Origin of the sequence: Nocardioides phosphati (assembly GCF_014646375.1) — a bacterium.
GTDB classification, from domain to species: domain Bacteria; phylum Actinomycetota; class Actinomycetes; order Propionibacteriales; family Nocardioidaceae; genus Nocardioides; species Nocardioides phosphati.
Map to the genome: position 1 here is coordinate 65,604 of NZ_BMNI01000006.1, position 22,046 is coordinate 87,649.

Below are 22,046 nucleotides of genomic sequence, written 5' to 3' on the forward strand. Positions count from 1 at the left end.
TGGGCCAATCTAGCTGTCAGTGGTCGCAACTACGCTGGCGGCATGCGACCAGTGACTGATCTGGAGCGGCGCGTCGCGCCGTTCCGCGTGATCTCCGACTACGAGCCGTCCGGCGACCAGCCCGCGGCGATCGCCGAGATCAGCAAGCGCCTCGACGCCGGCGTGCAGGACGTCGTTCTCCTCGGTGCCACCGGCACGGGCAAGACGGCGACGGTCGCGTGGGTCGCGGAGCAGGTGCAGCGGCCGATGCTGGTGCTCCAGCCCAACAAGACGCTGGCCGCGCAGTTCGCCAACGAGCTGCGCCACCTCTTCCCCGACAACGCGGTGGAGTACTTCGTCAGCTACTACGACTACTACCAGCCCGAGGCCTACGTGCCGCAGACGGACACCTACATCGAGAAGGACTCCTCGATCAACGAGGAGGTCGAGCGGCTGCGCCACTCGGCGACCAACTCGCTGCTGACCCGGCGCGACGTCATCGTGGTGTCGACGGTGTCCTGCATCTACGGCCTCGGCACCCCGCAGGAGTACGTCGACCGCATGCTCCGGCTGAAGGTCGGCCAGGAGCACGACCGCGACCTGCTGCTGCGCCGTCTGGTCGACAACCAGTACACGCGCAACGACATGGCCTTCACCCGCGGCACGTTCCGGGTCCGCGGCGACACGCTCGAGGTCGTCCCGGTCTACGAGGAGCTCGCGATCCGCATCGAGTTCTTCGGCGACGAGATCGAGCGGCTGATGACGCTCCACCCGGTGACCGGCGAGGTGGTCACCGAGGACGAGGAGCTCCACATCTTCCCGGCGACCCACTACGTCGCCGGACCCGAGCGCATGGAGCGCGCGATCAGCGGCATCGAGCACGAGCTGGAGGACCAGCTCGAGACGTTCAAGCGCCAGGGCAAGCTGCTCGAGGCGCAGCGCCTGCAGATGCGCACGACGTACGACATCGAGATGATGCGGCAGGTCGGCTCGTGCTCCGGCATCGAGAACTACTCGATGCACATGGATGGCCGCCTGCCCGGCAGTGCGCCCAACACGTTGCTCGACTACTTCCCCGAGGACTTCGTGCTCGTCATCGACGAGTCGCACGTCGCGGTCCCGCAGGTCGGCGGCATGTACGAAGGCGACATGTCGCGCAAGCGCAACCTCGTCGACCACGGCTTCCGGCTTCCCAGCGCGATGGACAACCGTCCGCTCAGGTGGGAGGAGTTCGTCGAGCGCATCGGCCAGACCGTCTACCTCTCGGCGACGCCGGGCAACTACGAGCTCGACAAGGTCCAGGGCGACGTCGTCGAGCAGATCATCCGCCCGACGGGCCTGGTCGACCCCGAGGTCATCGTGAAGCCCACGAAGGGCCAGATCGACGACCTGATCCACGAGATCCGTGAGCGCACGGCGAAGAACGAGCGGGTCCTGGTCACGACCCTCACCAAGAAGATGTCGGAGGACCTCACCGACTACCTCCTCGACGCCGGCATCCGCACGCGCTGGCTGCACTCCGAGGTCGACACCCTCAAGCGCATCGAGCTGCTGCGCGACCTCCGGCTGGGGGAGTACGACGTGCTCGTCGGCATCAACCTGCTCCGCGAGGGCCTGGACCTTCCCGAGGTGTCGCTGGTGGCGATCCTCGACGCCGACAAGGAGGGCTTCCTCCGCTCCGACAAGTCGCTGATCCAGACGATCGGCCGTGCGGCGCGCAACGTGTCGGGCCAGGTCCACATGTACGCCGACAAGGTCACGCCGTCCATGGAGAAGGCGATCGAGGAGACCAACCGTCGCCGGGCGATCCAGGTCGCCTACAACGAGGAGCGCGGCATCGACCCGCAGCCCCTGCGGAAGAAGATCGCCGACATCACCGAGATGCTGGCCCGCGAGGCGGAGTCGACCGACGAGCTCCTCGCCGACTGGCAGAAGGCGGACCACAAGAAGTCGCCGACCCCGAAGCTCTCGAAGCTCCACGCGGTCGCGCCCGACACCGCCGGCCTGCCGACGAGTGACCTGGCGCAGCTGGTGCAGGAGCTGACCGACCAGATGAAGGCCGCGGCCGCCGAGCTGCAGTTCGAGCTCGCTGCGCGCCTTCGCGACGAGATCGGCGACCTGAAGAAGGAGCTGCGGCAGATGATGGAAGCCACCAAGTGACCTCCCGCCCGCACCACCACGACGTCGACCTGCTCGTGGTCGGTGCGGGCCCGGCCGGCCTCTTCGCGACCTACTACGCCGGGTTCCGCGGGCTCTCGGTCGCGCTGGCCGACGCGCTGCCCGAGCTCGGCGGGCAGATCACCGCGATGTACCCCCACAAGCCGATCCGCGACGTCGCCGGCTTCCCCGACATCAGCGGCACCGACCTCGTCGCGGGCCTGGTGCGGCAGGCCGCGACCGCCCATCCGGCGTACCTGCTGGGGCGGGTGGCGACGACCCTCGAGGCGCGCGACGACGGCGTCGACGTGTCCTTCGACGACGGCACCACGGTGTCGGCGGGTGCGCTGCTGCTGACGACCGGCATCGGCCGGTTCCGCCCGCGCCCGTTGCCGGCCGCGGGGGAGGAGTGGACCGGCCGCGGCGTCGACCACTTCATCACCGAGGCCACGCCGTACGCCGGGGTCGACGTGCTCGTCGTCGGCGGCGGTGACAGCGCACTCGACTGGTCGCTCCACCTGGCGCCCGTGGCGCGCTCAGTGACGCTGGCCCACCGGCGCGACGCCTTCCGGGCGCACGCGGGGCTGGTGGCGGAGGCACGGGCCGCCGGTGTCGAGATCCTCACGCAGGCCCAGGTCGCCGCGGTGCGCGGCAACGGGCACGTCGAGGAGGTCGACCTCGACGTCGCGGGCGAGACGCGCACGCTCGCGGTGCAGCGGATCGTGGCAGCGCTGGGCTTCGTGGCCGATCCCGGTCCGCTGGAGCGGTGGGGCCTCGCGCTCGACCAGCACCACGTCGTCGTCGACAGCGCGATGCGCACCAACCTGCCGCGTGTCTTCGCGGCGGGCGACATCACGTCGTACGCCGGGAAGGTGCGGCTGATCGCGGTCGGGTTCGGCGAGGCGGCGACCGCGGTCAACAACGCGGCGGTCGCGATCGACCCTGCCGCGCACCTCTTCCCGGGGCACTCGACCGACGCGAGCTGAGGCATGTGCGGGGCGTCACGTCGGGTCAGGGGACGGTACATGGTGTACCCGTCGTTTCCTTTCCCGACTAGGCTGACCCCTCGCGCCGTCACGGCGTGAGTGTCGGAGAGGAAGGTGCGGCATGCGCATCGCACTGCTGTCGTATCGCAGCAAGCCCCACTGTGGTGGGCAGGGCATCTACGTCCGGCACCTGAGCCGTGAGCTCGTCGCACTCGGCCACGAGGTCGAGGTCTTCTCGGGGCAGCCCTACCCCGAGCTCGACGAGGGCGTGACGCTGACCAAGGTCCCGAGCCTGGACCTCTACCGGGAGCCCGACCCCTTCCGGATCCCGAAGCTGCGGGAGTTCCGCGACCTGGTCGACGTGCAGGAGTTCGCGATCATGTGCACGGCCGGCTTCCCCGAGCCGCGCACGTTCGGCAAGCGCGTCATGAAGCTGCTCCGCGAGCGCCGCGACGACTTCGACGTCGTCCTCGACAACCAGGTGCTCAGCGATGCCCTGATCGAGGTGGAGGAGCTCGGCCTGCCGATGGTCACCGCGATCCACCACCCGATCACGTTCGACCGCCGGATCGACCTCGCCGCCGCCAAGGGGATCCGGCGCAAGCTCAGTCTCCGCCGGTGGTACGGCTTCCTCGGCATGCAGGGCAAGGCCGCGCGCGCCGCCCGCAAGGTGATCACGGTGTCGGAGTCGTCGTACGCCGACATCGTCAAGGACTTCGGCGTGGACCCCGCGAAGATCGAGGTCATCCACCTCGGTGCGGACCAGGAGTTCCAGCCGCCCAAGGTCGCCCGGGTGCCCGGCCGGCTCCTCGCCATGGCCAGCGCCGACTCGCCGCTCAAGGGCATCGACGTGCTGCTCGAGGCCTTCGCCAAGCTGCGCACCGAGCGCGACCTCCACCTCATCCTCGTCTCGAAGCCGCAGGCCGGTGGCCCGACGGAGAAGCTGATCGCCGAGCTCGGCATCGGTGACCACGTGGAGTTCCGCAGCGGCCTGGCCCAGACCGAGCTCGTCGAGCTGATGGGCTCGGCAGAGCTGGCCTGCGTGCCCTCGCGCTACGAGGGCTTCTCGCTGCCGACCGTCGAGCTGATGGCCTGCGAGACCCCGCTCGTCGTCAGCCGCGCCGGCTCGATCCCCGAGGTCGTCGGCCCCGACGGCCTCTGCGCCGACCTCGTCCCCCCGGGCGACGTCGAGGCGCTGCGCGACGCGATCGCCGCACTGCTCGACGACCCCGAGCGCCGAGCGCGCTACGGTGCCGCCGGCCGCAAGCGCGTCGACGAGACCTTCAGCTGGCGGGCCGCCGCCACGCACACCGCCGAGGCCCTCGCCGGGGCGATCGAGCAGAAGAAGCAGGAGAACCACGGATGCTGACCGTCGACTTCGACCGCCTGGGCCTGAAGCCCGGCGACCGCGTCCTCGACATGGGTGCCGGCGCCGGCCGCCACTCCTTCGAGATCTACCGCCGCGGCGGCAACGTCATCGCCTTCGACCAGAACGCCGAGGAGCTCGACGAGGTCCGCAACCTCTTCGCTGCGATGAAGGAGGTCGGCGAGGCGCCGGCCGAGGCCGAGGCGGACGTCAAGGAGGGCGACGCGCTGTCGCTGCCCTTCGCCGACGGCGAGTTCGACCGCGTGGTCTGCGCCGAGGTTCTCGAGCACATCCACCGCGACGTCGACGCGATCAAGGAGCTGATCCGCGTGCTCCGCCCGGGCGGCACGATGGCGATCACGGTGCCCCGCTGGCTGCCCGAGGTCATCAACTGGCGGCTCTCGGCCGACTACCACAACGCCGAGGGCGGCCACATCCGGATCTACACCGACCACGAGCTGGTCGACAAGGTCACCAAGGGTGGCCGGATGAACGACGGCACCGACGGCGACGCGATGGTCTTCGAGGGCAAGGACTACGCCCACGGCCTCCACTCGCCGTACTGGTGGCTCAAGTGCGCGGTCGGCGTGGAGAACAACGACCACCCGCTCGTCAAGGCGTACCACCAGGTCCTCGTCTGGGACATCATGAAGACGAAGGGCTGGAGCACCCTGACCCGGGGCGCCGAGAAGGTGCTCAACCCGGTCATCGGCAAGTCGATGGTGCTCTACTTCCGCAAGCCGGAAGCCACCGCGTGACCAGCCAGATCCCGTACGTCGAGGGCGTGCTCTCCGCCGACGACGTGGCCGCGACGGCCGCGTCGATCGCGCGCATGCAGGAGCCCGACGGCGGCATCCCGTGGACGACGGGCGAGCACACCGACATCTGGAACCACGTCGAGGCCGCGATGGCGCTCCTCGTCGGTGGCCAGGTCGAGGCGGCCGAGAAGGCTCTGCGGTGGGTCCCGACCCTTCAGCGCGCCGACGGCTCGTGGCCGATGAAGATCGTCGCCGGTGAGGTCGAGGACGACCGCGGCGAGGTCAACATGTCGGCGTACCTCGCGGTGGGGGTGTGGCACCACTGGCTGGTCCGTCGCGACCGGCGCTTCGTCGAGGAGCTGTGGCCGAGCGTGCGCGCGGGCCTGGACTTCGTCGTCTCGCTCCAGCAGGACTGGGGCGGCATCCAGTGGACGCCGCAGGACGACTTCTGCCTGCTGACCGGCTGCTCCTCGATCTACCAGTCGCTGCGCGCCGGTGTGGCGCTCGCCGACCTCCTCGACGAGCCGCAGCCCGAGTGGGAGCTCGCCGGTGGCCGCCTCGGCCACGCGATCCGGCAGCACCCCGACCGCTTCGCCGACAAGTCGAAGTACTCCATGGACTGGTACTACCCGGTGCTCGGCGGCGCGGTGCGGGGCCCGGCGGCGCACGACCTCCTGGCGACCCGCTGGGACGACTTCGTCGTGCCCGGCCTGGGCTGCCGCTGTGTCGACACCAACCCCTGGGTCACGGGTGCGGAGACCTGCGAGCTGGTGATGGCGCTGGACGCCACCGGCGACCACGAGCGCGCGCTCACCCTGCTGCAGGACATGCAGCACCTGCGCGCCGAGGACGGCTCCTACTGGACCGGCTGGGTCTACGAGCTCGACGGCTACGCCAACGAGAACCCGAACGTCTACTGGCCCGTCGAGCACACCACATACACCGCCGCGGCGGTGCTGCTGGCGGTCGACGCGCTGGGGGAGCGGTTCGGGGCGAGCACGCCCGGGTCGGGGATCATGCGCGGCGAGACCCTCGCGGCCGACTTCCCGGAGATCGCGCTCGAGTGCGGCTGCACCGAGGTCAGCACACCCCGCTGACGGCGTCGCTGCGCGTCGGCGGGGCCGTGGCGGGGACCGTGCGCCCTGCCCGGTCGAGGGTGAAGTAGCGGATCCAGTCCGCCGCGAGCCGCGTGTGCGTCATGGCGGTGCCCGATGCGCCGTTGAGCACCATCCGGGGCACGAGGCCCGCGGTCGGGAAGGCCTCGGGCGCCTCGGCCGCGGTGAGCCGCGCACGGGGCTGGCCGTCGACGAACCACGTCATCGTGGTGTCGGTGAGCTCGAAGCCGAACAGGTGGAACGTGTTGTTGTTGTTCAGGCTCACGCTCGACAGCCAGCGCGACGCGCCCTGGCGGATGCCGAACCTCGTCGTGGACCCGAAGCCGGTCCACTTGGCCAGTGTCACGGTGGTGGCGCCGCACGCCGTCGGCCCCGTGCCGGCGGGCACCAGCTCGAGACGCATCGGGTAGGCCCGGGCCGCCGCCCACTGCTGCGCCTTGACCCTGAGCTCCCAGCGTCCGCGCACATGGCCGGCCCCGGTCTTCGTCGTCACGACGTCACCGGTCGCGGTCTGGTTGAACGCCGCGGGGCCGCTGTCGACGGCGAGCTGGCCGTAGTAGATGTCGACCCGGCCCGTGCCGTCGGCCCAGGTCTGCCACCCGGCCGTGGACTGGCCCTGCTCCCAGTCGCCGACCTCGGCGATCGGACCCCAGTCCCACGTCTTGCTCGCGGCGGTGGCGGCTGCCGCCTCGCCGACCGGTACGACGTGCGGCCCCACGAGGGCGGCGGCCGCCACGGCGACGGCGGTGGCGACGGCGGTGCGCAGGCGGGTCACCGGACCACCACCACGGACGGGTACGACGGGAACCAGCCCACGCGGGTGTCCTGCCCGGCCGGTGCCCAGGCGTAGACGGCCGTCCGGTAGGTGACGGCGCCCGCCACCGTCGGGGTGACGCGCACGGTCACGGCGCCCGAGGACGGTGCGGTGACCACAGCGCCGACGCGGGTCCACGACCCGTCGGCGTTGCGCTGCTGCAGCGCGAGCTGCCGGCCGGGCCGGTCCGGCGGCTGGTTGGTGCGGTTGACGTAGACCGCCCAGGCCAGGGTCACGTCGAACGGCGTGCCGACGGTGGCGGTAGCCGGGACCTTGATGGTGGCCTCCTGCTGGACCCCGCGGACCGGGAGCTCGGGGCTCAGCACCGCGGGGCTGGTGCCGGAGGCAGGCGCGTTGACGCGGTAGGCGTTGCGGTCCATCGCGTGGACGCGGGTGTGGAACGTGTAGCCGTGGTCGGTGGTCGTCACGCCGGTCGACCCCTCCACGGCCACCCAGTAGGTGCAGGTGGTGGTGCCCGAGGCGTAGGCGACGCAGCGCTCCAGCGTCGCGCGGCGGGCAGCCGGACCGGGAAGGCCGGCCACGGTCACGACGAGCTCCTCGCCCGGTATGCCGGCGGTGCGGCTGACCGCGAGGGTGCCCCCGGTGACGGTCGTGCCGTCGGCGGCACCCGTGAGCACGGGCGCGCCCACGAGCGCGGTGAGCACGGTCGCGGCGGCGACCGTCCGGCGTACGGCTGTCATGGGCGTCCCTCCCTTCCCGGCAGCCACGGTAACCGCGCGAAGCCCCCGGAGGGGGCGGAAACCCGAGAGACCGACCGATCGGCCTGCGCCGGTCAGTGCGTGCGGCGCAGCACCCGCATCGAGCCGAGCGCGTCGACCTCCTCGAAGTCCCCGCGGGCCAGGGTCGGCAGGTAGATCTGCTCGTACGGCGGGCGGCCGCCGTCGGCGGGGTCCGGGAAGACGTCGTGGATCACCAAGACGCCGCCGACCGCCACGTGGGGGACCCAGGTCTCGAAGTCGGTGCGGGCCGGCTCGACACCGTGGCCGCCGTCGATGAAGAGCAGCGCCAGCGGGGTCGTCCAGAAGCGGCCCACCGTGCCGGACTGCCCGACGACCGCGACCACGTGGTCCTCCAGACCGGCGCGCTCGATCGTGCGCCGGAAGAAGGGAAGCGTGTCCATGCGACCCGTCTCGGCGTCGACGACGTCGGTGTCGTGGTGCTCCCAGCCGGCCTGGTTCTCCTCGGAGCCGTGGTGGTGGTCGAGCGCGAAGACGACGGACCCCACCTCGCGGGCGGCGGAGCCGAGGTAGACGGCCGACTTGCCGCAATAGCTGCCCACCTCGAGCGCGGGGCCCGACGGGAGCTGCGCGAGGGCCCAGCGGTGGAGGAGGAGCCCCTCGTCCTCGGGCATGAAGCCCTTGGTGACGCGGATCAGGTCGAGGAGCGCGGGGTCCATCTGCGGCGTGCTGGTCACGGCCCCGACCCTAGTGTCTGGGACAATCGGTCCCATGCACGGCCACCCCGACTTCGAGCTCCGGCCCGGGGAGCCCGTCGACGTCGCCGACTCCGTCGCCGCGCGCGTGCGTGCCCGCTACTTCCGCGAGGTGATGGGGGAGTTCGCCACCGGCGTCGTCATCGTCACCGCGCAGGCCTCCGAAGGGCCGGTCGGCATGACCTGCCAGACCTTCTCCAGCGTCTCGCTCGACCCGCCGCTGGTCAGCTTCATCCCGGCGCGCACGTCGCGCTCCTGGCCGCTGATGCGCGAGGCGGGGCACTTCTGCGTCAACGTCCTCGCCGCCGGCCAGGAGGAGCTCGCGCAGGTCTTCGCGTCGAAGGGTGCGGACAAGTTCGCCGGCGTCGAGTGGCGGGGGGCCGAGAGCGGGGCGCCGATCCTCGCCGGTGCGCTCGCCTACATCGACTGCACGATCGAGGCGGTCCACCCGGCCGGCGACCACGACATCGTCATCGGGCGGGTGCACGCACTCTCGTCCTGCTCCGAGGCCGACCCGCTGCTCTACCACCGGGGCGGCTTCCGGTGACGATGGACGACTTCGCGGAGTCGCTCACCCGCCGGTTCCTGGGCTTCTGCGAGAACCAGCGCACCCAGGCGGCTGTCATCGCCACGATCAGGCTGGCCATGGACGGCGAGACCGGCAGCCAGAAGGTGTTCCGCCGCCTCAACCGGCTGGTCTTCCTGCCCCTGGCCGGTCCCGCTGGACTCCACGTCTCCACGACGCGGGTGCAGCTCGCGCTCGGCACCCTGTCGGCGGCCGCGATGATGCGCTACGTCATGAAGCTCGAGCCCCTTGCGTCGATGGAGCTGGAGGACCTGGTCCGCACGCTCACGCCGGCGGTGCGGGGCGCCCTCCAGGCCGAGCCCAGCGGCGAGATCGAGGCCTGGGACGCCGAGGTCGCGCCGTACCCGAGGGCGGAGCCGCACCGGCTCGACGCGCGGCGCAACTGGAAGCTGACCGGCCGCCTCACCTGAAATGCACGAGCGCCCGCCACCCCGGAGGGCGACGGGCGCTCGACGCGTGGCTCAGGCCTGCAGGGCCTCGATCGCGGCAGCGATGGAGAGCGTGCGCTTGGCGGACTCGACGTGGAGGTTCTCCACCATCTTGCCGTTGTAGGTGACGACGCCGCCGTCGGAGGACTCGAAGGCCTCGATCAGGCCCTTCGCGTTCTCGATCGCAGCCTCGGACGGCGCGAAGCCCTCGTTGGCCGGCGCGATCTGGCCCGGGTGGATGATCGTCTTGCCGTCGAAGCCGAACTGGCGGCCCTGCTCGACCTCGGCCAGGAAGCCCTCTTCGTTCTTCACGTCGTTGTAGACGCCGTCGAGGATGACCGTGCCGGTGGCGCGCGCCGCGAGGACGGCGAGCTGCAGCGAGGTGACCAGGTTGGTGCGCGCCGGCACGTGGTCGACGAAGAGCTCCTTGACCAGGTCGTTGGTGCCGAGCACCGCGACGGTCAGGCGGTCCGAGGCGCCGAGGATCTCGCGCGCATCGAGGATCGCCTGCGGCGACTCGATCATCGCCCAGAGCTTCGTGTGCTCCGGGACGCCCGCGGCCTCGAAGGAGGCGACGAGGTCGAGGACCTGCTGGGCCGAGTTGACCTTGGGAACGACGATCGCGTCGGGCCCGGCCTCGGCCGCGGCCTTGAGGTCGTCGGCGTGCCACTCGGTGTCCGCACCGTTGATGCGGATCGTGAGCTCCTTGGCGCCGTACTCGCCCGACTTCACCGCGGCGGCGGCGTTGAGGCGCGCCTGCGGCTTGGCGTCGGGGGCGACGGCGTCCTCGAGGTCGAGGATCAGGGCGTCGACGGCGAGGGTCTTGGCCTTCTCCAGGGCCCGCTCGTTGGAGCTGGGCATGTAGAGGACGGTGCGGCGGGGGCGGAAGCCTTCAGTCATCAGTCAACCTCGATCGCGTCGTACATGGCCTTCAGGTCGGGGTCGGTCGCGGCGAGACGCTCGGCGAGCTCGACCATGACCTTGCACTGCTTGACGGAGGCGTCGTCCTCCATCTTGCCGTCGAGCATGACGGCGCCGGTGCCGTCACCCATGGCGGCGATCACGCGGCGGGCGTGCTTGATGTCCTCGACGGACGGCGAGAAGACCTTGTTGGCGATCTTGATCTGGACCGGGTGCAGCGACCAGGCGCCGACGCAGCCGAGCAGGAACGCGTTGCGGAACTGGTCCTCGCACGCGACGGTGTCCTTGATGTCGCCGAACGGGCCGTAGTACGGGAACAGGCCGTGCATCGCGCACGCGTCGACCATGCGGGCGATCGTGTAGTGCCACAGGTCCTGCTGGTACGTCGTGCGGTCGGCGTCGTACTGCAGCTCGCCGGCGTCGTTGCGCGGGGCGTCGGCGCGGACCAGGTAGCCCGGGTGGCCGCCACCGACGCGGGTGGTCTTCATGCGGCGGTCGGCGGCGAGGTCGGCCGGGCCGAGGGAGAGGCCCTGCATGCGCGGCGACGCGGCGCAGATCTCCTCGATGTTGGCGACGCCACGAGCGGTCTCGAGGATCGCGTGGATCAGGATCGGCTTGGTGATGCCGGCCTTCGCCTCGAGCTGGGCGAGGATCCGGTCCATGTAGTGGATGTCCTCGGCGCCCTGCACCTTGGGAACCATGATCACGTCGAGCTTCTCGCCGATGGCGGGCACGAGCGTGGTGAGGTCGTCGAGCACCCACGGCGAGTCGAGCGAGTTGATGCGGGTCCAGAACTGGGTCGGACCGAAGTCGACCTCCTGGCCGATCTTCACGAGGCCCTCGCGGGCGATCTCCTTGTTCTCGGCCTTGACGGCGTCCTCGAGGTTGCCGAGGAGGACGTCGACGGAGCCGACCATGTCCGGGACCTTGGCGGCCATCTTGGGGTTGCCGGGGTCGAAGAAGTGGATCGCGCGGCTCGGCTTGGCCGGGATCTCACGGACGGGGGCCGGAGCGCCCACGGCGAGCGGGGAGAAGAAATCCTTGGCTGAACGCATGGACGCGATGCTAGCCGTGCATGGACCGGACATGATGGGGCCGTGCACGCTGCGGACAACCACGACCTCATCACAGTGCAGGGCGCCCGGGAGAACAATCTCAAGGACGTCAGCGTCGAGATCCCGAAGCGGAGGCTGACCGTCTTCACGGGTGTCTCGGGCTCCGGCAAGAGCTCGCTCGTCTTCGGCACCATCGCCGCCGAGAGCCGGCGGCTGATCGACGAGACGTACTCGACGTTCGTCCAGGGGTTCATGCCGAACCTGCCGCGACCCGACGTGGACGCGCTCTCCGGGCTGACGACCGCGATCCTCGTCGACCAGGAGCGGATCGGGGCCAACCCGCGCTCCACGCTCGGCACCGTGACGGACGCCAACGCGATGCTCCGCTCGCTCTTCAGCCGCCTCGGGCAGCCCTACATCGGCGGGCCGACGGCGTTCTCCTTCAACATCCCGACGACCAAAGTCGGCGGAGTCTCCGTCACCGAGAGCGGCAAGAAGAACGTCATCAAGCAGCAGGTCTACCTCGGCGGCATGTGCCCGGCGTGCGAGGGCCGCGGCACGGTCTCCGACCTCGACCTCACGGCGATCGTCGACGAGTCGAAGTCGCTGGAGGAGGGCGCGATCCTCGTGCCCGGCTACACCGCCGACGGCTGGATGGTCGCGGCGTTCAAGGCGGTCGTTCCCTCGGACGTGCCGGTCGGCTCGCTGACCGACGCGCAGAAGCAGGACCTGCTCTACGCCGAGCCGCGCAAGGTCAAGGTCGACAAGATCAACATGACCTACGAGGGCCTGATCCCGAAGATCCGCAAGTCGATGTTCTCCAAGGACCCCGACAGCCTGCAGCCGCACATCAAGGCGTTCGTCGAGCGCGCCGCGGTCTTCGGCGCGTGCCCGACGTGCGACGGCACGCGGCTCAACGACTCCGCACGTACGTCGAAGATCAAGGGCCTCGACATCGGCGACGTCTGCCGGATGCAGGTCACCGACCTCGCCGACTGGGTTCGCACGATCGACGACCCCGGCGTCGCCCCGCTGGTCGCGAGCCTGCTCCACCTGCTCGACGCGCTCACCGAGATCGGCCTGGGTTACCTCTCGCTCGACCGCCCGTCCGGCACGCTCAGCGGCGGCGAGGCGCAGCGGACCAAGATGGTCCGCCACCTGGGCTCGGCGCTCACCGACGTCACCTACGTCTTCGACGAGCCCACGATCGGCCTGCACCCGCACGACATCGAGCGGATGAACAAGGTCCTCACCGAGCTCCGCGACAAGGGCAACACCGTGCTCGTCGTCGAGCACAAGCCCGAGACGATCGCGATCGCCGACCACGTCGTCGACATGGGCCCCGAGGCCGGCACCGGCGGCGGCGAGGTCGTCTTCCAGGGCACGTACGACGCGCTCCGCGAGGCGGACACGCACACCGGACGCGCGCTGGCCTACCGCGCGAGGCTGAAGGAGAGCGTCCGTGAGCGCACGGGCGCGATCGAGGTGCGAGGGGCGAGCGAGCACAACCTGCAGGACGTCGACGTCGACCTGCCGACCGGCGTGCTCACGGTCGTGACGGGTGTGGCCGGCTCGGGCAAGAGCTCGCTGATCCACGGCTCGGTCGCGGGGCGCGAGGGCGTGGTGGTCGTGGACCAGGCGCCGATCAAGGGCTCCCGCCGGAGCAACCCCGCGACGTACACGGGACTGCTGGAGCCGATCCGCAAGGCGTTCGCGAAGGCGTGCGGGGTGAAGCCTGCGCTCTTCTCGGCGAACTCCGAAGGGGCCTGCCCGACCTGCAACGGCGCGGGCGTGATCATCACCGAGCTCGGCTTCATGGACACCGTCTCGACGCCGTGCGAGGACTGCGGGGGCAAGCGCTTCCAGGCCTCCGTGCTCGAGCTGCGGTGGGGCGGGCTCAACATCGCGGAGGTGCTCGACCTGCCGGTGACCGAGGCACTGGCCTTCTTCAGTGACGGCGAGACGAAGACCCCCGCCGCGGCCGCGATCCTGGCCCGTCTCGAGGACGTCGGGCTCGGCTACCTCCGGCTCGGCCAGCCGCTCAACACGCTGTCGGGCGGCGAGCGGCAGCGGGTAAAGCTGGCGATGAACATGAAGGACGGCGGGGGAGTGTTCGTGCTCGACGAGCCCACCACCGGCCTCCACCTCAAGGACGTCGACAACCTACTCCGCCTCCTCGACCGGATCGTCGACGCGGGCAAGACGGTGATCGTGATCGAGCACCACCAGGCGGTCATGGCGCACGCCGACTGGGTCGTGGACCTCGGCCCCGGAGCGGGCCACGACGGTGGTCGCGTGGTCTTCGAGGGGACGCCTGCCGCGCTGGTCGCCGACCGCTCCACGCTCACCGGTCAGCACCTCGCGGACTACGTCGGAGCGTGACCGACGCCACCGCCGGTCGTTGCTGTGTACATGGTCCCCACCCCTGCCTTCCGCCGCCTACTCGCCGCACTCCTCGTGGTGGGCGGGCTCAGCACTGCCGCGGTCGCGAGCGGCTCCGCGGGGGCTGAGACCTCCTGGCCGGCCGCCGCTCCCAAGGCGACGTGTGGCCCGGGCTCACTGCCCGAGACCTCCTGGCAGGGCCGGGTGCCCAAGGTCGACTACGACAGCGGGCGGGCAGCGAAGGGCTACTTCTGCAACACCCGGCAGGTGGCTCACCAGGGTGCGTCGGGTGGCTTCAAGGTGCAGCGCTACACCGACCCGGCGGGCCACACCTGCGCGTTCTACGACTCCACGCTTGTCGCCGGCCGCGACGTCCTGAGCAACACGCTCAACGGCAGCGGCCTCGGCGTACAGGTGCTGGACATGACGAACCCGGCCACCCCGCGGAAGACGGCCGGGCTGATCACGCCCGCGATGCTGAGCCCGCACGAGACGCTGGTGCTCAACCGCAAGCGCGGCCTGCTGGCAGCGGTCATGGGCACGCTCGCGACGCTTCCGGGTGTGCTCGACGTCTACGACGTGAAGTCCGACTGCCGCCACCCGAAGCTGCTCTCCACGAGCCCGATGGGCATCCTCGGCCACGAGTCGGGCTTCGCCCCGGACGGCCGCACGCTCTGGAGCGCCGGCGTCGCGGGCACGCTCGCGGCGATCGACCTCACCGACCCCCGCCTGCCGAAGCTGGTCAAGCTGCAGACCGGCGTGGTCTACCACGGCGTCCGCCTCTCGCCCGACGGCCGGACCATGTACGTCGCCAACATCGGCAACCCCTCGCTCTCCGGCCTCACCGGCGGTGGCCTCCGGATCCTCGACGTGAGCCAGGTCCAGGACCGCGTGCCCAACCCGCAGATCAAGGTGCTCTCCGACGTCAGCTGGAAGGAGCTGTCGATCCCGCAGGTCGCCGAGCCGTTCACCAAGGACGGCCGTCGCTACGTGCTCGAGGTCGACGAGTTCATCGACCTCTTCTCCCTCCAGGCGCTCACCAGCATGAAGACCTCGCCGGTCGGTGCCGCGCGGATCATCGACGTCACCGACCCGGTGCACCCGACGATCGTCTCGAACCTCCGGCTCGAGGCGCACCAGCCGTGGCGCCGCGACGCCGAGTGGGGCGACCCGGGCGCCTCGTTCCCGGCGCAGGGCTATGCGGCGCACTACTGCTCCCTGCCGCGCACCGACGCCCCGAAGCTCGTCGGCTGCTCGATGATCCTGTCGGGCCTCCGCCTCTTCGACATCAGCGACCTGCGGCACCCGAAGGAGGCGGCGTACTTCAACCGCCCGGTGGTCGCGTCGAAGACGCCCGTCTTCCTCCCGCCGGCGGTCGGCTCCTGGGCGATGAGCGCCCCGGCGTACGACGCGGCGCGCGGCCAGGTCTGGTACACCGACGGCAACTCGGGCTTCTACGTCGTGCAGCTCACCAACGGCACCGCCGCCCTGCTGAAGTGAGGGTGGTCACGGCGACGCGCGCCGTACGCACGCCGTAGGCTGCTTTACATGTCGGCCCAGAATGTCGAAATCGACTCGTACCTGCTCCCCGTCGTCGAGGTCGTGGAGGAGACCCATGACGCCCTGACGGTGGCGCTCGAGGTGCCGGCCGGGCTCGAGGAGGCGTTCGCCTACCGGCCCGGTCAGTTCCTCACGATCGCCGTGCCGAGCGACAGCCACGAGCTCGCGGCCCGGTGCTACTCGCTCTCGTCCTCGCCGCACGACGGCGGCCCGCTCCGGGTGACGGTCAAGCGCACCGCGGAGGGCTACGCCTCGAACTGGATCGCCGACAACCTCCGCCCCGGTCACGCGCTGCGCGTCCTCCCGCCGGCGGGCATCTTCTCGCCGAAGGACCTCGACGCCGACCTGCTGCTCTTCGCGGGCGGCTCCGGCGTCACGCCGATGATGTCGATCACGCGCACCGCTCTCGCCGAGGGAACGGGGCGGATCGTGGTCTTCTACGCCAACCGCGACGAGCGCTCGGTGATCTTCGCGAAGGAGTTCGCCGAGCTCGCCGCGGCGCACCCCGACCGGCTCCTCGTCGTGCACTGGCTCGAGTCGGTGCAGGGCCTGCCGACGCAGGACCAGCTGAAGGCCTTCGCAGCGCCGTACACGACGTACGACGCGTTCTGCTGCGGGCCCGCGCCGTTCATGAAGGCGGTCTCCCTCGCGCTGCGCGAGCTGGACTTCCCGCGCGAGCGACGCCACCAGGAGAAGTTCGTGTCGCTCGCGGGCAACCCCTTCGGCGACGGGTTCTCGGTCGACACCGCGGAGTACGAGGTCGGCGCGGGCGACGGCGACGGCGCCTGACCCTCCGACTTCGGGAGGACACCGAGGTTCCGCCCACGGGAGGAATCCACCGGTGTCCGCCCGCGGATAGATTGCGCTCGTGATCGAGACCTTCCTGGCCCTGCCCTGCGGCGTCAAGCTGCCCAACCGCCTCGCGAAGAGCGCGCTCTCCGAGCAGCTGGGCACGATCGGCTCGCACGCCCCTGACGAGCGTCTCGTCCGCCTCTACCGGCGCTGGGCGCAGGGCGGCTCCGGCCTCCTGGTCACCGGCAACGTGATGGTCGACCGGCGAGCGCTCGGGGAGCCGGCCAACGTCGTCGTGGAGGACGACCGCGACCTCGAGGCCCTCGCGGCGTGGGCCGCCGCGGCGAAGTCCGAGGGTGCGGTCGCGATCGTGCAGGTCAACCACCCCGGCCGCCAGTCGCCGCGCACGCTGTCGCCCCGCCCGGTCGCGCCGTCGGCCATCGGCCTCAAGGGGATGGGCGGCGCCTTCGCCGTCCCGCGCGAGCTGACCGTCGAGGAGATCGCGGACCTCGTCCGCCGCTACGCCGAGACGGCGCGCGTCTGCGTCGCGGCCGGCTTCGACGGCGTCCAGCTCCACGGCGCGCACGGCTACCTGATCAGCCAGTTCCTCTCGCCGCTCGCCAACCAGCGCACGGACCGGTACGGCGGCTCCGCCGAGAACCGTCGTCGCTTCCTGATGGAGCTCGTCGCCGCCACGCGCGCCGCGATCGGCGAGGACAAGGTGCTCTCGGTCAAGCTCAACAGCGCCGACTTCCAGCGCGGCGGCTTCACCGAGGACGAGTCGATCCTCGTCGCGAAGGCGCTCGAGGAGGCCGGCGTCGACCTGCTCGAGATCTCCGGCGGCACCTACGAGGTCGGCGCGATGATGGGCGTGACCCAGCGCGAGTCGACCCGGCAGCGTGAGGCCTACTTCCTCGAGTTCGCCGAGCGCCTGCGTGGGCAGGTGTCACTCCCGCTCATGGTCACCGGCGGCTTCCGCACGGCTGCGGCGATGTCGGCCGCGATCGAGTCCGGCGCCGTCGACGTGATCGGCCTCGGCCGCCCGCTCGCGGTCGACCCCGACTTCCCGCGCCTGCTCCTGGCCGGCAAGAGCTCCGAGGTCGCGAACATCGCGCCGCGCTCCGTCGGCATCCGCAAGCTCGACGCGATGGCCGAGGTGGTCTGGTACACCACCCAGCTGTGGCGCATGGGCCGTGGGCTCGAGCCTGCGGTCACCAAGTCGTCGCTCGTCGGCGTGGGGGAGTACGTCGTGAAGTCGCAGGTCCCGGCCGTCCTGCGCGGCATGGCGGGGCAGCTGCCGGTGCTCGGCGCACGCTGGCGCTGACGCCGGCGGCGCCCCCGGCCGTGGCAGCCGCGGTGTGACGCTCCCCACATCGAAGAACAAGTGTCTGAGACAGGTTGTCGCGGGTACCGTCGATTGCATGAGCCACCACGCCTTCGACAACGACGCGTACGAAGCGCACCTGCGCAGCCTCTCCGAGGCGTCGGTGCGACTCTCGTTCAACGCCTTCAAGGACATCCCGTGGGACGACCCGGCGTACGAGTGGCGCCGCAACGACCCGCAGTTCGTGCTCTCCGACGCCGATGTCATCGGCGCGCACCCGTGGTACCAGGCGCTGCCGCTCGAGCGGCAGATCGAGATCGGGATGTTCCGGTTCGCCCAGATCGCGAAGGTGGGGCGGCAGTTCGAGCAGGTGCTGATCGGCGGGATCATGCACCATCTCATCGCGATGGAGAGCGGCAACCCGGAGTTCCGCTACCTCATGCACGAGGTGACCGAGGAGACGCACCACATCCAGATGTTCCAGGAGGCGGTGAACCGTGCCAAAGAGCAGTACGGCATCGACCCGCAGGGTGCGCCGGCGTACTTCCAGAAGCTGTCGCCGCTGATGACGCAGGCGGGCATCTACCTGCCGACGATCTTCTTCATCGGCATCCTCGCGGGCGAGGAGCCGATCGACCACCTGCAGAAGTCGATGGTGCGCGACGGAGGCCGGCAGCCGTTGATCTCCCGGATCATGCAGATCCACATCGCCGAGGAGGCGCGGCACATCAGCTTCGCGCACGAGTGGCTGGCGAAGAACTTCGGCCAGGCCGGCCGGATCCGCAAGTTCCTGCTCTCGCTGGCCTACCCGCTCGCGATGTGGTGGCTCTGCACCGTGATCATGAAGCCGACCCGGCGTGACCTGAGGGCGATGGGTATCCCGCGCGACGTGGCCCGCGAGATGTGGTGGCGCTCACCCGCCTCCGACGAGCACCGGCGCGAGATGTTCGGCGACGTGCGCCTGCTCGCCGACCGGCTGGGCATCCGTCGCGGTGTGGCCCGATGGCTGTGGAGGCTGCTGCGGATCGACGGGCGCCCGTCGCGCTACCGCGGCGAGACGCACGAGCGGGAGCTCGCCGCCTGACGCGGCCCGTGCTCGATTGGTGCCTGCAGGCATCGGCTCGGTAGCCTCGCACCTGAAAGGGAGTAGTCCCCAACAGTCGCATCGACACACTGACCCCCGGGTCCGGTGCGGCAGGCCACCTCGGTGGCGGACGAGACTTTCGACCAGATTGACGACCCACTACGGACGTCGTCGCCTGGTCGAAGGCGGCGTCCCTGGTGTCCTTCGGCCTCGCGGCGCAAGGAGACACCCCATGTACGCCTTCCTTCTCAGCACTGCCGTCATCTTCGTCGCCGAGCTCGGTGACAAGAGCCAGCTGATGGCGATGACCTTCGCGACGCGCTATCGGGCCCGCGACGTCATCCTCGGCATCACCGCCGCCACCGCGATCGTCCACCTCGCGTCGGTCGGCATCGGCGCCCTCCTCGGTGACGCGTTCGCCGACCACCAGGGCGCCATCAACATCGCCGCCGGCGTCGCCTTCCTGGCCTTCGCGCTCTGGACCCTGCGGGGCGACGAGCTGACGGACGAGGAGGCGGCCAAGGCGTCGCGTTCGGCCGGCATGGCCGTCGTCGCCGTCGGCGTGGCCTTCTTCCTCGCCGAGCTCGGCGACAAGACGATGCTCGCCACCATCACGCTGGCGACGAACGAGGGCTGGTTCGGCACGTGGCTCGGCTCCACGCTGGGCATGGTCGCCGCCGACGCCCTGGCGATCGCCGTCGGTGTCCTGGTCGGGCGCAACCTCCCCGAGCGCCCCGTCAAGTACGGCGCCGCCGCGCTCTTCGCCGCCTTCGGCGTCCTGCTGCTGGTCGAGGGGCTGCGCTGACCCTCGGCGTACGCCGTCAGGCCAGGTCGGTGGGCGCCTCGCCGCGGAAGCGGGCGGGGCGCCCTTCGATCCGCAGCAGGCGCCACAGCGGCCGCACCCAGCGTGGGCGGAGCCCGACGTTGTCGGCAAGCATCCGCACCTCGGCGAAGTAGTCGGCGAGGTGGGTGCGCGTCTCGGGGGAGCGCCACCAGATCTGCCGTGCCACGGAGCGCGGCATCCCCATCGCGCGTCGTGCGGCCCGGGTGGGCCGCATGATGGCGTCGCAGGCGATGCGCATGACGATCGGCGTGGCCACCGCCAGCACCACGCGGCTGACGGGGCCCAGTGCCGGGCCGCGCTGGGTGAGGTACTGGTGCGCGAACCCGATGTGGCGCGCCTCCTCCGCGACGTGGATCTGCATGACCCGCCGCGGAAGCGGGTGCTGCACGTGGTCGGCGCGCAGGGCGGACTTCTGCAGGTGGTCGATCGGCTCCTCGCCCGCCAGGACCATGATCCAGAACGCCGTCGGTGCGACGGCCGCGACGAGGCAGATCAGGGGAGTGAGCGCCTTGAGCCACCGCGGCATGCCGGCGACGTCGGGCTGCATGCGCCGGATCGCCTCGCCGAACATCTGCATGTGGTGCGTCTCTTCGGTGGCCTCGTGGGTCGCGTAGCGGAACTCGGGGTTCGCCGTGTCCATCCAGAGGTGGTTGGTCATCATGCCGGCGACGAGCATCTGCTCGAACTGCCGGCCTACGTTGCAGATCTGCGCCAGGCGGTAGCGTCCGATCGCCCGCTGCCGGTCGGCGGGCAGTGACCGGTACCAGGCCGAGGCGCCGATGTTGTCCTCCGGCCCGAGCACCCAGCCGTCATGCTCGGGCTGGACCGCGAACGCCGGGTCGTCCCAGGCGATGTCGCGGAACGGCAGGAAGTGGCTGTCGACCGAGGCCTGGGAGAGCTCGCGCAGCATGCGCTCGTAGTCGGCACGGGGGAGGACACCGGGGGCGCCGTACGTCGGCTCCTGCTGGACAGACATGTGACCTCGGATCTGTATGTGACGGTATGTCACACACAATACGTCGGCCGCCCCGGGGCAGGGGGATCCGTCACCAGCCCCGGGCGCGCCATTCGGCGAGGTGGGGCCGCTCGGCGCCGAGCGTCGAGTCGCCGCCGTGGCCCGGGTAGAACCAGGTGTCGTCGGGGAGGGCGCCGAAGATCTTCGTCTCGACCTGGTCGATCAGGGTCGCGAAGGCGTCGCGGTCACCGAACGTCGCCCCCACGCCGCCCGGGAAGAGCGAGTCGCCCGTCCAGAGGTGCGTCCCGCCGTCGGGCGTGCGGTGCAGCAGGCAGATCGAGCCGGGCGTGTGGCCGGCGATCGCGATCACCTCGAGCTCGATCGCGCCGACCTTGACCGTGTCACCGTCGCCGACCCGGCGTGACACCGCGACGCCGGTCTGCTCGGTGATCGCCTCGGCGTCGGGCCTGCCCGCGACGACCATCGGCCGGGTCACCGCCGCGATCTCGGCGAGCGCGCGGTGGTGGTCCCAGTGCTGGTGCGTGGTGACGACCGTGTCGATCTCGCCGCCGGTCAGCTCGAGCAGGGCGGGTGCGTCGTCTGCGGCGTCGATCAGCAGCTGCGCACCCGTCTTCGTGCAGCGCAGCAGGTAGCAGTTGTTGGCCATCTTCGGATCGACCGCCAGCTTGGTCACGGTCAGCCCCACCAGCTCGCGTACGGCGGCGGGGCCGCCCGGGGTGACGTCTCCGGTGTAGTTCAGGCCCATGGGCCCAGCGTAGGCAGGCCCCTGATGGCGACGAGGTCGCTGTCGTCGCCGCGACCGGTCAGCCACCACGCCAGCGCGGCGGCGGTGCCGGCGATGCCGTGGCCGCCCTTGCCGACCCGCACGGTCTTGCCGATGTCCTGCGCGTGCAGCGTCGCGTCGAGCTGGTCGCCGCGCTGCTCGGCCACCCGCTCGAGCAGGTACGCCGCGAAGTCGATCGGCCAGTCGCTGGGGGAGTAGCCCACGTTGAGGTCCGCGTGGTGGATCTCGACCTCGCGCCAGCGGGCCTCGACCACGTCGACCACGGTCATCACCTTGCCGCCCGGCGTGCGCTCGACCGTGCCGACCGCCTTGATCAGGCGCAGCTCGCCGGCGATGCGGAGGCAGGCCATCTGCGACAGCGAGGCGAGGTCGGCGGCCGAGCCGCCGGCGTACGTCTCGATGTCGGCATCGCGCTGCTCCTGGCTGTCGTAGACCGGCACCGGCTCGCCGGTGCGCAGGCCGCGCAGGGCGCGGGCCAGGCCGTGGGCGTTGAGGGCGACGTGGGCGACGACGTGGCCGCGCGTCCAGCCGGGCAGCAGCGACGGCTCGCGGAGCTGCTCGTCGGTGAGCGTCGTGACGCGCTCGAGGTAGCGGTGGGTGGCCTCCAGGACGGCGGTGATGGGGTTCTCGGCCGTGGGTACCGGCGGGGCCTGCTCGCTCATGGCCGCCAGTGTAGGATGGC

21 protein-coding genes are annotated in these 22,046 nt (G+C 70.8%); 13 read left to right on the forward strand and 8 right to left on the reverse strand.

All coding sequences use genetic code 11. The annotated features are described in order from the left end of the window. The first annotated feature begins 42 nt into the window (after positions 1 to 42). The 5 genes from uvrB (at position 43) to IEX47_RS12480 (ending at position 6,343) form a co-directional block, all read left to right on the forward strand. Positions 43 to 2,139 carry an excinuclease ABC subunit UvrB gene (gene uvrB, locus IEX47_RS12460; protein ID WP_229662840.1) on the forward strand — a complete coding sequence of 699 codons (2,097 nt, stop codon included), beginning with the start codon at positions 43 to 45 and terminating at the stop codon, positions 2,137 to 2,139. After that, positions 2,136 to 3,122 (forward strand): NAD(P)/FAD-dependent oxidoreductase, encoded by a 987-nt coding sequence (locus IEX47_RS12465; RefSeq protein WP_188784334.1) that lies wholly within the window; start codon positions 2,136 to 2,138, stop codon positions 3,120 to 3,122. The genes uvrB and IEX47_RS12465 overlap by 4 nt, the downstream gene beginning before the upstream one ends. 121 nt (positions 3,123 to 3,243) lie before the next feature. Continuing rightward, the gene (locus IEX47_RS12470) at positions 3,244 to 4,491 is read left to right on the forward strand and encodes a glycosyltransferase family 4 protein (RefSeq protein ID WP_188784335.1); all 1,248 of its coding nucleotides are present in this window, start codon (positions 3,244 to 3,246) and stop codon (positions 4,489 to 4,491) included. Next, positions 4,485 to 5,246: a class I SAM-dependent methyltransferase gene (locus IEX47_RS12475; RefSeq protein WP_188784336.1), complete on the forward strand. Its 762-nt coding sequence runs from the start codon at positions 4,485 to 4,487 to the stop codon at positions 5,244 to 5,246. The genes IEX47_RS12470 and IEX47_RS12475 overlap by 7 nt, the downstream gene beginning before the upstream one ends. Then, the gene (locus IEX47_RS12480) at positions 5,243 to 6,343 is read left to right on the forward strand and encodes a prenyltransferase/squalene oxidase repeat-containing protein (RefSeq protein WP_188784337.1); all 1,101 of its coding nucleotides are present in this window, start codon (positions 5,243 to 5,245) and stop codon (positions 6,341 to 6,343) included. The genes IEX47_RS12475 and IEX47_RS12480 overlap by 4 nt, the downstream gene beginning before the upstream one ends. Here the strand turns inward: IEX47_RS12480 and IEX47_RS12485 are convergent. The 3 genes from IEX47_RS12485 to IEX47_RS12495 form a co-directional block, all read right to left on the reverse strand. Next, entirely contained in the window at positions 6,327 to 7,136 is an 810-nt protein-coding gene (locus tag IEX47_RS12485; RefSeq protein WP_188784338.1) for a hypothetical protein, read from the reverse strand. The genes IEX47_RS12480 and IEX47_RS12485 overlap by 17 nt on opposite strands. Further along, positions 7,133 to 7,876, reverse strand: a complete 744-nt coding sequence (locus IEX47_RS12490; protein ID WP_188784339.1) for a hypothetical protein — start codon at positions 7,874 to 7,876, stop codon at positions 7,133 to 7,135. Before IEX47_RS12490 ends, IEX47_RS12485 begins: the two co-directional genes overlap by 4 nt. Before the next feature lie 92 nt (positions 7,877 to 7,968). Next, positions 7,969 to 8,610 carry a class I SAM-dependent methyltransferase gene (locus IEX47_RS12495; protein ID WP_229662841.1) on the reverse strand — a complete coding sequence of 214 codons (642 nt, stop codon included), beginning with the start codon at positions 8,608 to 8,610 and terminating at the stop codon, positions 7,969 to 7,971. A 34-nt stretch (positions 8,611 to 8,644) separates the two neighbouring features. Between IEX47_RS12495 and IEX47_RS12500 the strand changes: the two genes are divergently transcribed. Continuing rightward, the gene (locus IEX47_RS12500; RefSeq protein ID WP_188784340.1) at positions 8,645 to 9,175 is read left to right on the forward strand and encodes a flavin reductase family protein; all 531 of its coding nucleotides are present in this window, start codon (positions 8,645 to 8,647) and stop codon (positions 9,173 to 9,175) included. Positions 9,176 to 9,177: 2 nt separating this feature from the next. Next, a complete protein-coding gene (locus IEX47_RS12505) occupies positions 9,178 to 9,624 on the forward strand; it encodes a TetR/AcrR family transcriptional regulator (protein ID WP_229662857.1) in 447 nt (148 codons plus the stop codon). 51 nt (positions 9,625 to 9,675) lie between these two features. Here IEX47_RS12505 and IEX47_RS12510 read toward each other — a convergent pair whose 3' ends face one another. Together IEX47_RS12510 and IEX47_RS12515 are read right to left on the reverse strand one after the other, a co-directional pair. After that, positions 9,676 to 10,542: an HpcH/HpaI aldolase/citrate lyase family protein gene (locus IEX47_RS12510; RefSeq protein WP_188784342.1), complete on the reverse strand. Its 867-nt coding sequence runs from the start codon at positions 10,540 to 10,542 to the stop codon at positions 9,676 to 9,678. Next, positions 10,542 to 11,618 (reverse strand): HpcH/HpaI aldolase/citrate lyase family protein, encoded by a 1,077-nt coding sequence (locus IEX47_RS12515; protein ID WP_107699831.1) that lies wholly within the window; start codon positions 11,616 to 11,618, stop codon positions 10,542 to 10,544. Before IEX47_RS12515 ends, IEX47_RS12510 begins: the two co-directional genes overlap by 1 nt. 42 nt (positions 11,619 to 11,660) lie before the next feature. Here IEX47_RS12515 and IEX47_RS12520 point away from each other — a divergent pair, with 42 nt between their 5' ends. From IEX47_RS12520 to IEX47_RS12545, 6 genes are all read left to right on the forward strand, one after another. After that, positions 11,661 to 14,000 carry an ATP-binding cassette domain-containing protein gene (locus IEX47_RS12520; protein WP_188784343.1) on the forward strand — a complete coding sequence of 780 codons (2,340 nt, stop codon included), beginning with the start codon at positions 11,661 to 11,663 and terminating at the stop codon, positions 13,998 to 14,000. Between the two features lie 30 nt (positions 14,001 to 14,030). Further along, complete coding sequence (locus IEX47_RS12525) at positions 14,031 to 15,500, forward strand: LVIVD repeat-containing protein (protein WP_188784344.1); 1,470 nt, start codon at positions 14,031 to 14,033, stop codon at positions 15,498 to 15,500. A gap of 48 nt (positions 15,501 to 15,548) precedes the next feature. Then, positions 15,549 to 16,349 carry an FAD-binding oxidoreductase gene (locus IEX47_RS12530; RefSeq protein ID WP_188784345.1) on the forward strand — a complete coding sequence of 267 codons (801 nt, stop codon included), beginning with the start codon at positions 15,549 to 15,551 and terminating at the stop codon, positions 16,347 to 16,349. A 79-nt stretch (positions 16,350 to 16,428) separates the two neighbouring features. After that, positions 16,429 to 17,676 (forward strand): NADH:flavin oxidoreductase/NADH oxidase family protein, encoded by a 1,248-nt coding sequence (locus tag IEX47_RS12535; protein WP_229662842.1) that lies wholly within the window; start codon positions 16,429 to 16,431, stop codon positions 17,674 to 17,676. Between the two features lie 97 nt (positions 17,677 to 17,773). Next, a complete protein-coding gene (locus IEX47_RS12540; protein ID WP_188784346.1) occupies positions 17,774 to 18,760 on the forward strand; it encodes an AurF N-oxygenase family protein in 987 nt (328 codons plus the stop codon). A gap of 232 nt (positions 18,761 to 18,992) precedes the next feature. After that, positions 18,993 to 19,565, forward strand: a complete 573-nt coding sequence (locus IEX47_RS12545; RefSeq protein ID WP_188784347.1) for a TMEM165/GDT1 family protein — start codon at positions 18,993 to 18,995, stop codon at positions 19,563 to 19,565. A 16-nt stretch (positions 19,566 to 19,581) separates the two neighbouring features. Here the strand turns inward: IEX47_RS12545 and IEX47_RS12550 are convergent, their stop codons facing one another. From IEX47_RS12550 to IEX47_RS12560, 3 genes are all read right to left on the reverse strand, one after another. Next, positions 19,582 to 20,580: an AurF N-oxygenase family protein gene (locus IEX47_RS12550; RefSeq protein WP_229662843.1), complete on the reverse strand. Its 999-nt coding sequence runs from the start codon at positions 20,578 to 20,580 to the stop codon at positions 19,582 to 19,584. A gap of 70 nt (positions 20,581 to 20,650) precedes the next feature. Further along, entirely contained in the window at positions 20,651 to 21,325 is a 675-nt protein-coding gene (locus IEX47_RS12555) for an MBL fold metallo-hydrolase (RefSeq protein WP_229662844.1), read from the reverse strand. Then, positions 21,316 to 22,026, reverse strand: coding sequence for a maleylpyruvate isomerase family mycothiol-dependent enzyme (locus IEX47_RS12560; protein WP_188784348.1), 711 nt, complete (start codon positions 22,024 to 22,026; stop codon positions 21,316 to 21,318). Before IEX47_RS12560 ends, IEX47_RS12555 begins: the two co-directional genes overlap by 10 nt. Positions 22,027 to 22,046 lie beyond the last annotated feature (20 nt).

Bases quoted from the DNA above. Each gene is read 5' to 3' on its own strand.
- IEX47_RS12505 (WP_229662857.1), top strand. From the start codon at position 9,178: ATGGACGACTTCGCGGAGTCGCTCACCCGCCGGTTCCTGGGCTTCTGC.
- IEX47_RS12545 (WP_188784347.1), top strand. From the start codon at position 18,993: ATGTACGCCTTCCTTCTCAGCACTGCCGTCATCTTCGTCGCCGAGCTC.
- IEX47_RS12555 (WP_229662844.1), bottom strand. From the start codon at position 21,325: ATGGGCCTGAACTACACCGGAGACGTCACCCCGGGCGGCCCCGCCGCC.
- IEX47_RS12510 (WP_188784342.1), bottom strand. From the start codon at position 10,542: ATGACTGAAGGCTTCCGCCCCCGCCGCACCGTCCTCTACATGCCCAGC.
- IEX47_RS12500 (WP_188784340.1), top strand. From the start codon at position 8,645: ATGCACGGCCACCCCGACTTCGAGCTCCGGCCCGGGGAGCCCGTCGAC.
- IEX47_RS12475 (WP_188784336.1), top strand. From the start codon at position 4,485: ATGCTGACCGTCGACTTCGACCGCCTGGGCCTGAAGCCCGGCGACCGC.
- IEX47_RS12550 (WP_229662843.1), bottom strand. From the start codon at position 20,580: ATGTCTGTCCAGCAGGAGCCGACGTACGGCGCCCCCGGTGTCCTCCCC.
- IEX47_RS12515 (WP_107699831.1), bottom strand. From the start codon at position 11,618: ATGCGTTCAGCCAAGGATTTCTTCTCCCCGCTCGCCGTGGGCGCTCCG.
- IEX47_RS12525 (WP_188784344.1), top strand. From the start codon at position 14,031: ATGGTCCCCACCCCTGCCTTCCGCCGCCTACTCGCCGCACTCCTCGTG.
- IEX47_RS12560 (WP_188784348.1), bottom strand. From the start codon at position 22,026: ATGAGCGAGCAGGCCCCGCCGGTACCCACGGCCGAGAACCCCATCACC.
- IEX47_RS12470 (WP_188784335.1), top strand. From the start codon at position 3,244: ATGCGCATCGCACTGCTGTCGTATCGCAGCAAGCCCCACTGTGGTGGG.
- IEX47_RS12540 (WP_188784346.1), top strand. From the start codon at position 17,774: ATGAGCCACCACGCCTTCGACAACGACGCGTACGAAGCGCACCTGCGC.
- uvrB (WP_229662840.1), top strand. From the start codon at position 43: ATGCGACCAGTGACTGATCTGGAGCGGCGCGTCGCGCCGTTCCGCGTG.
- IEX47_RS12530 (WP_188784345.1), top strand. From the start codon at position 15,549: ATGTCGGCCCAGAATGTCGAAATCGACTCGTACCTGCTCCCCGTCGTC.
- IEX47_RS12490 (WP_188784339.1), bottom strand. From the start codon at position 7,876: ATGACAGCCGTACGCCGGACGGTCGCCGCCGCGACCGTGCTCACCGCG.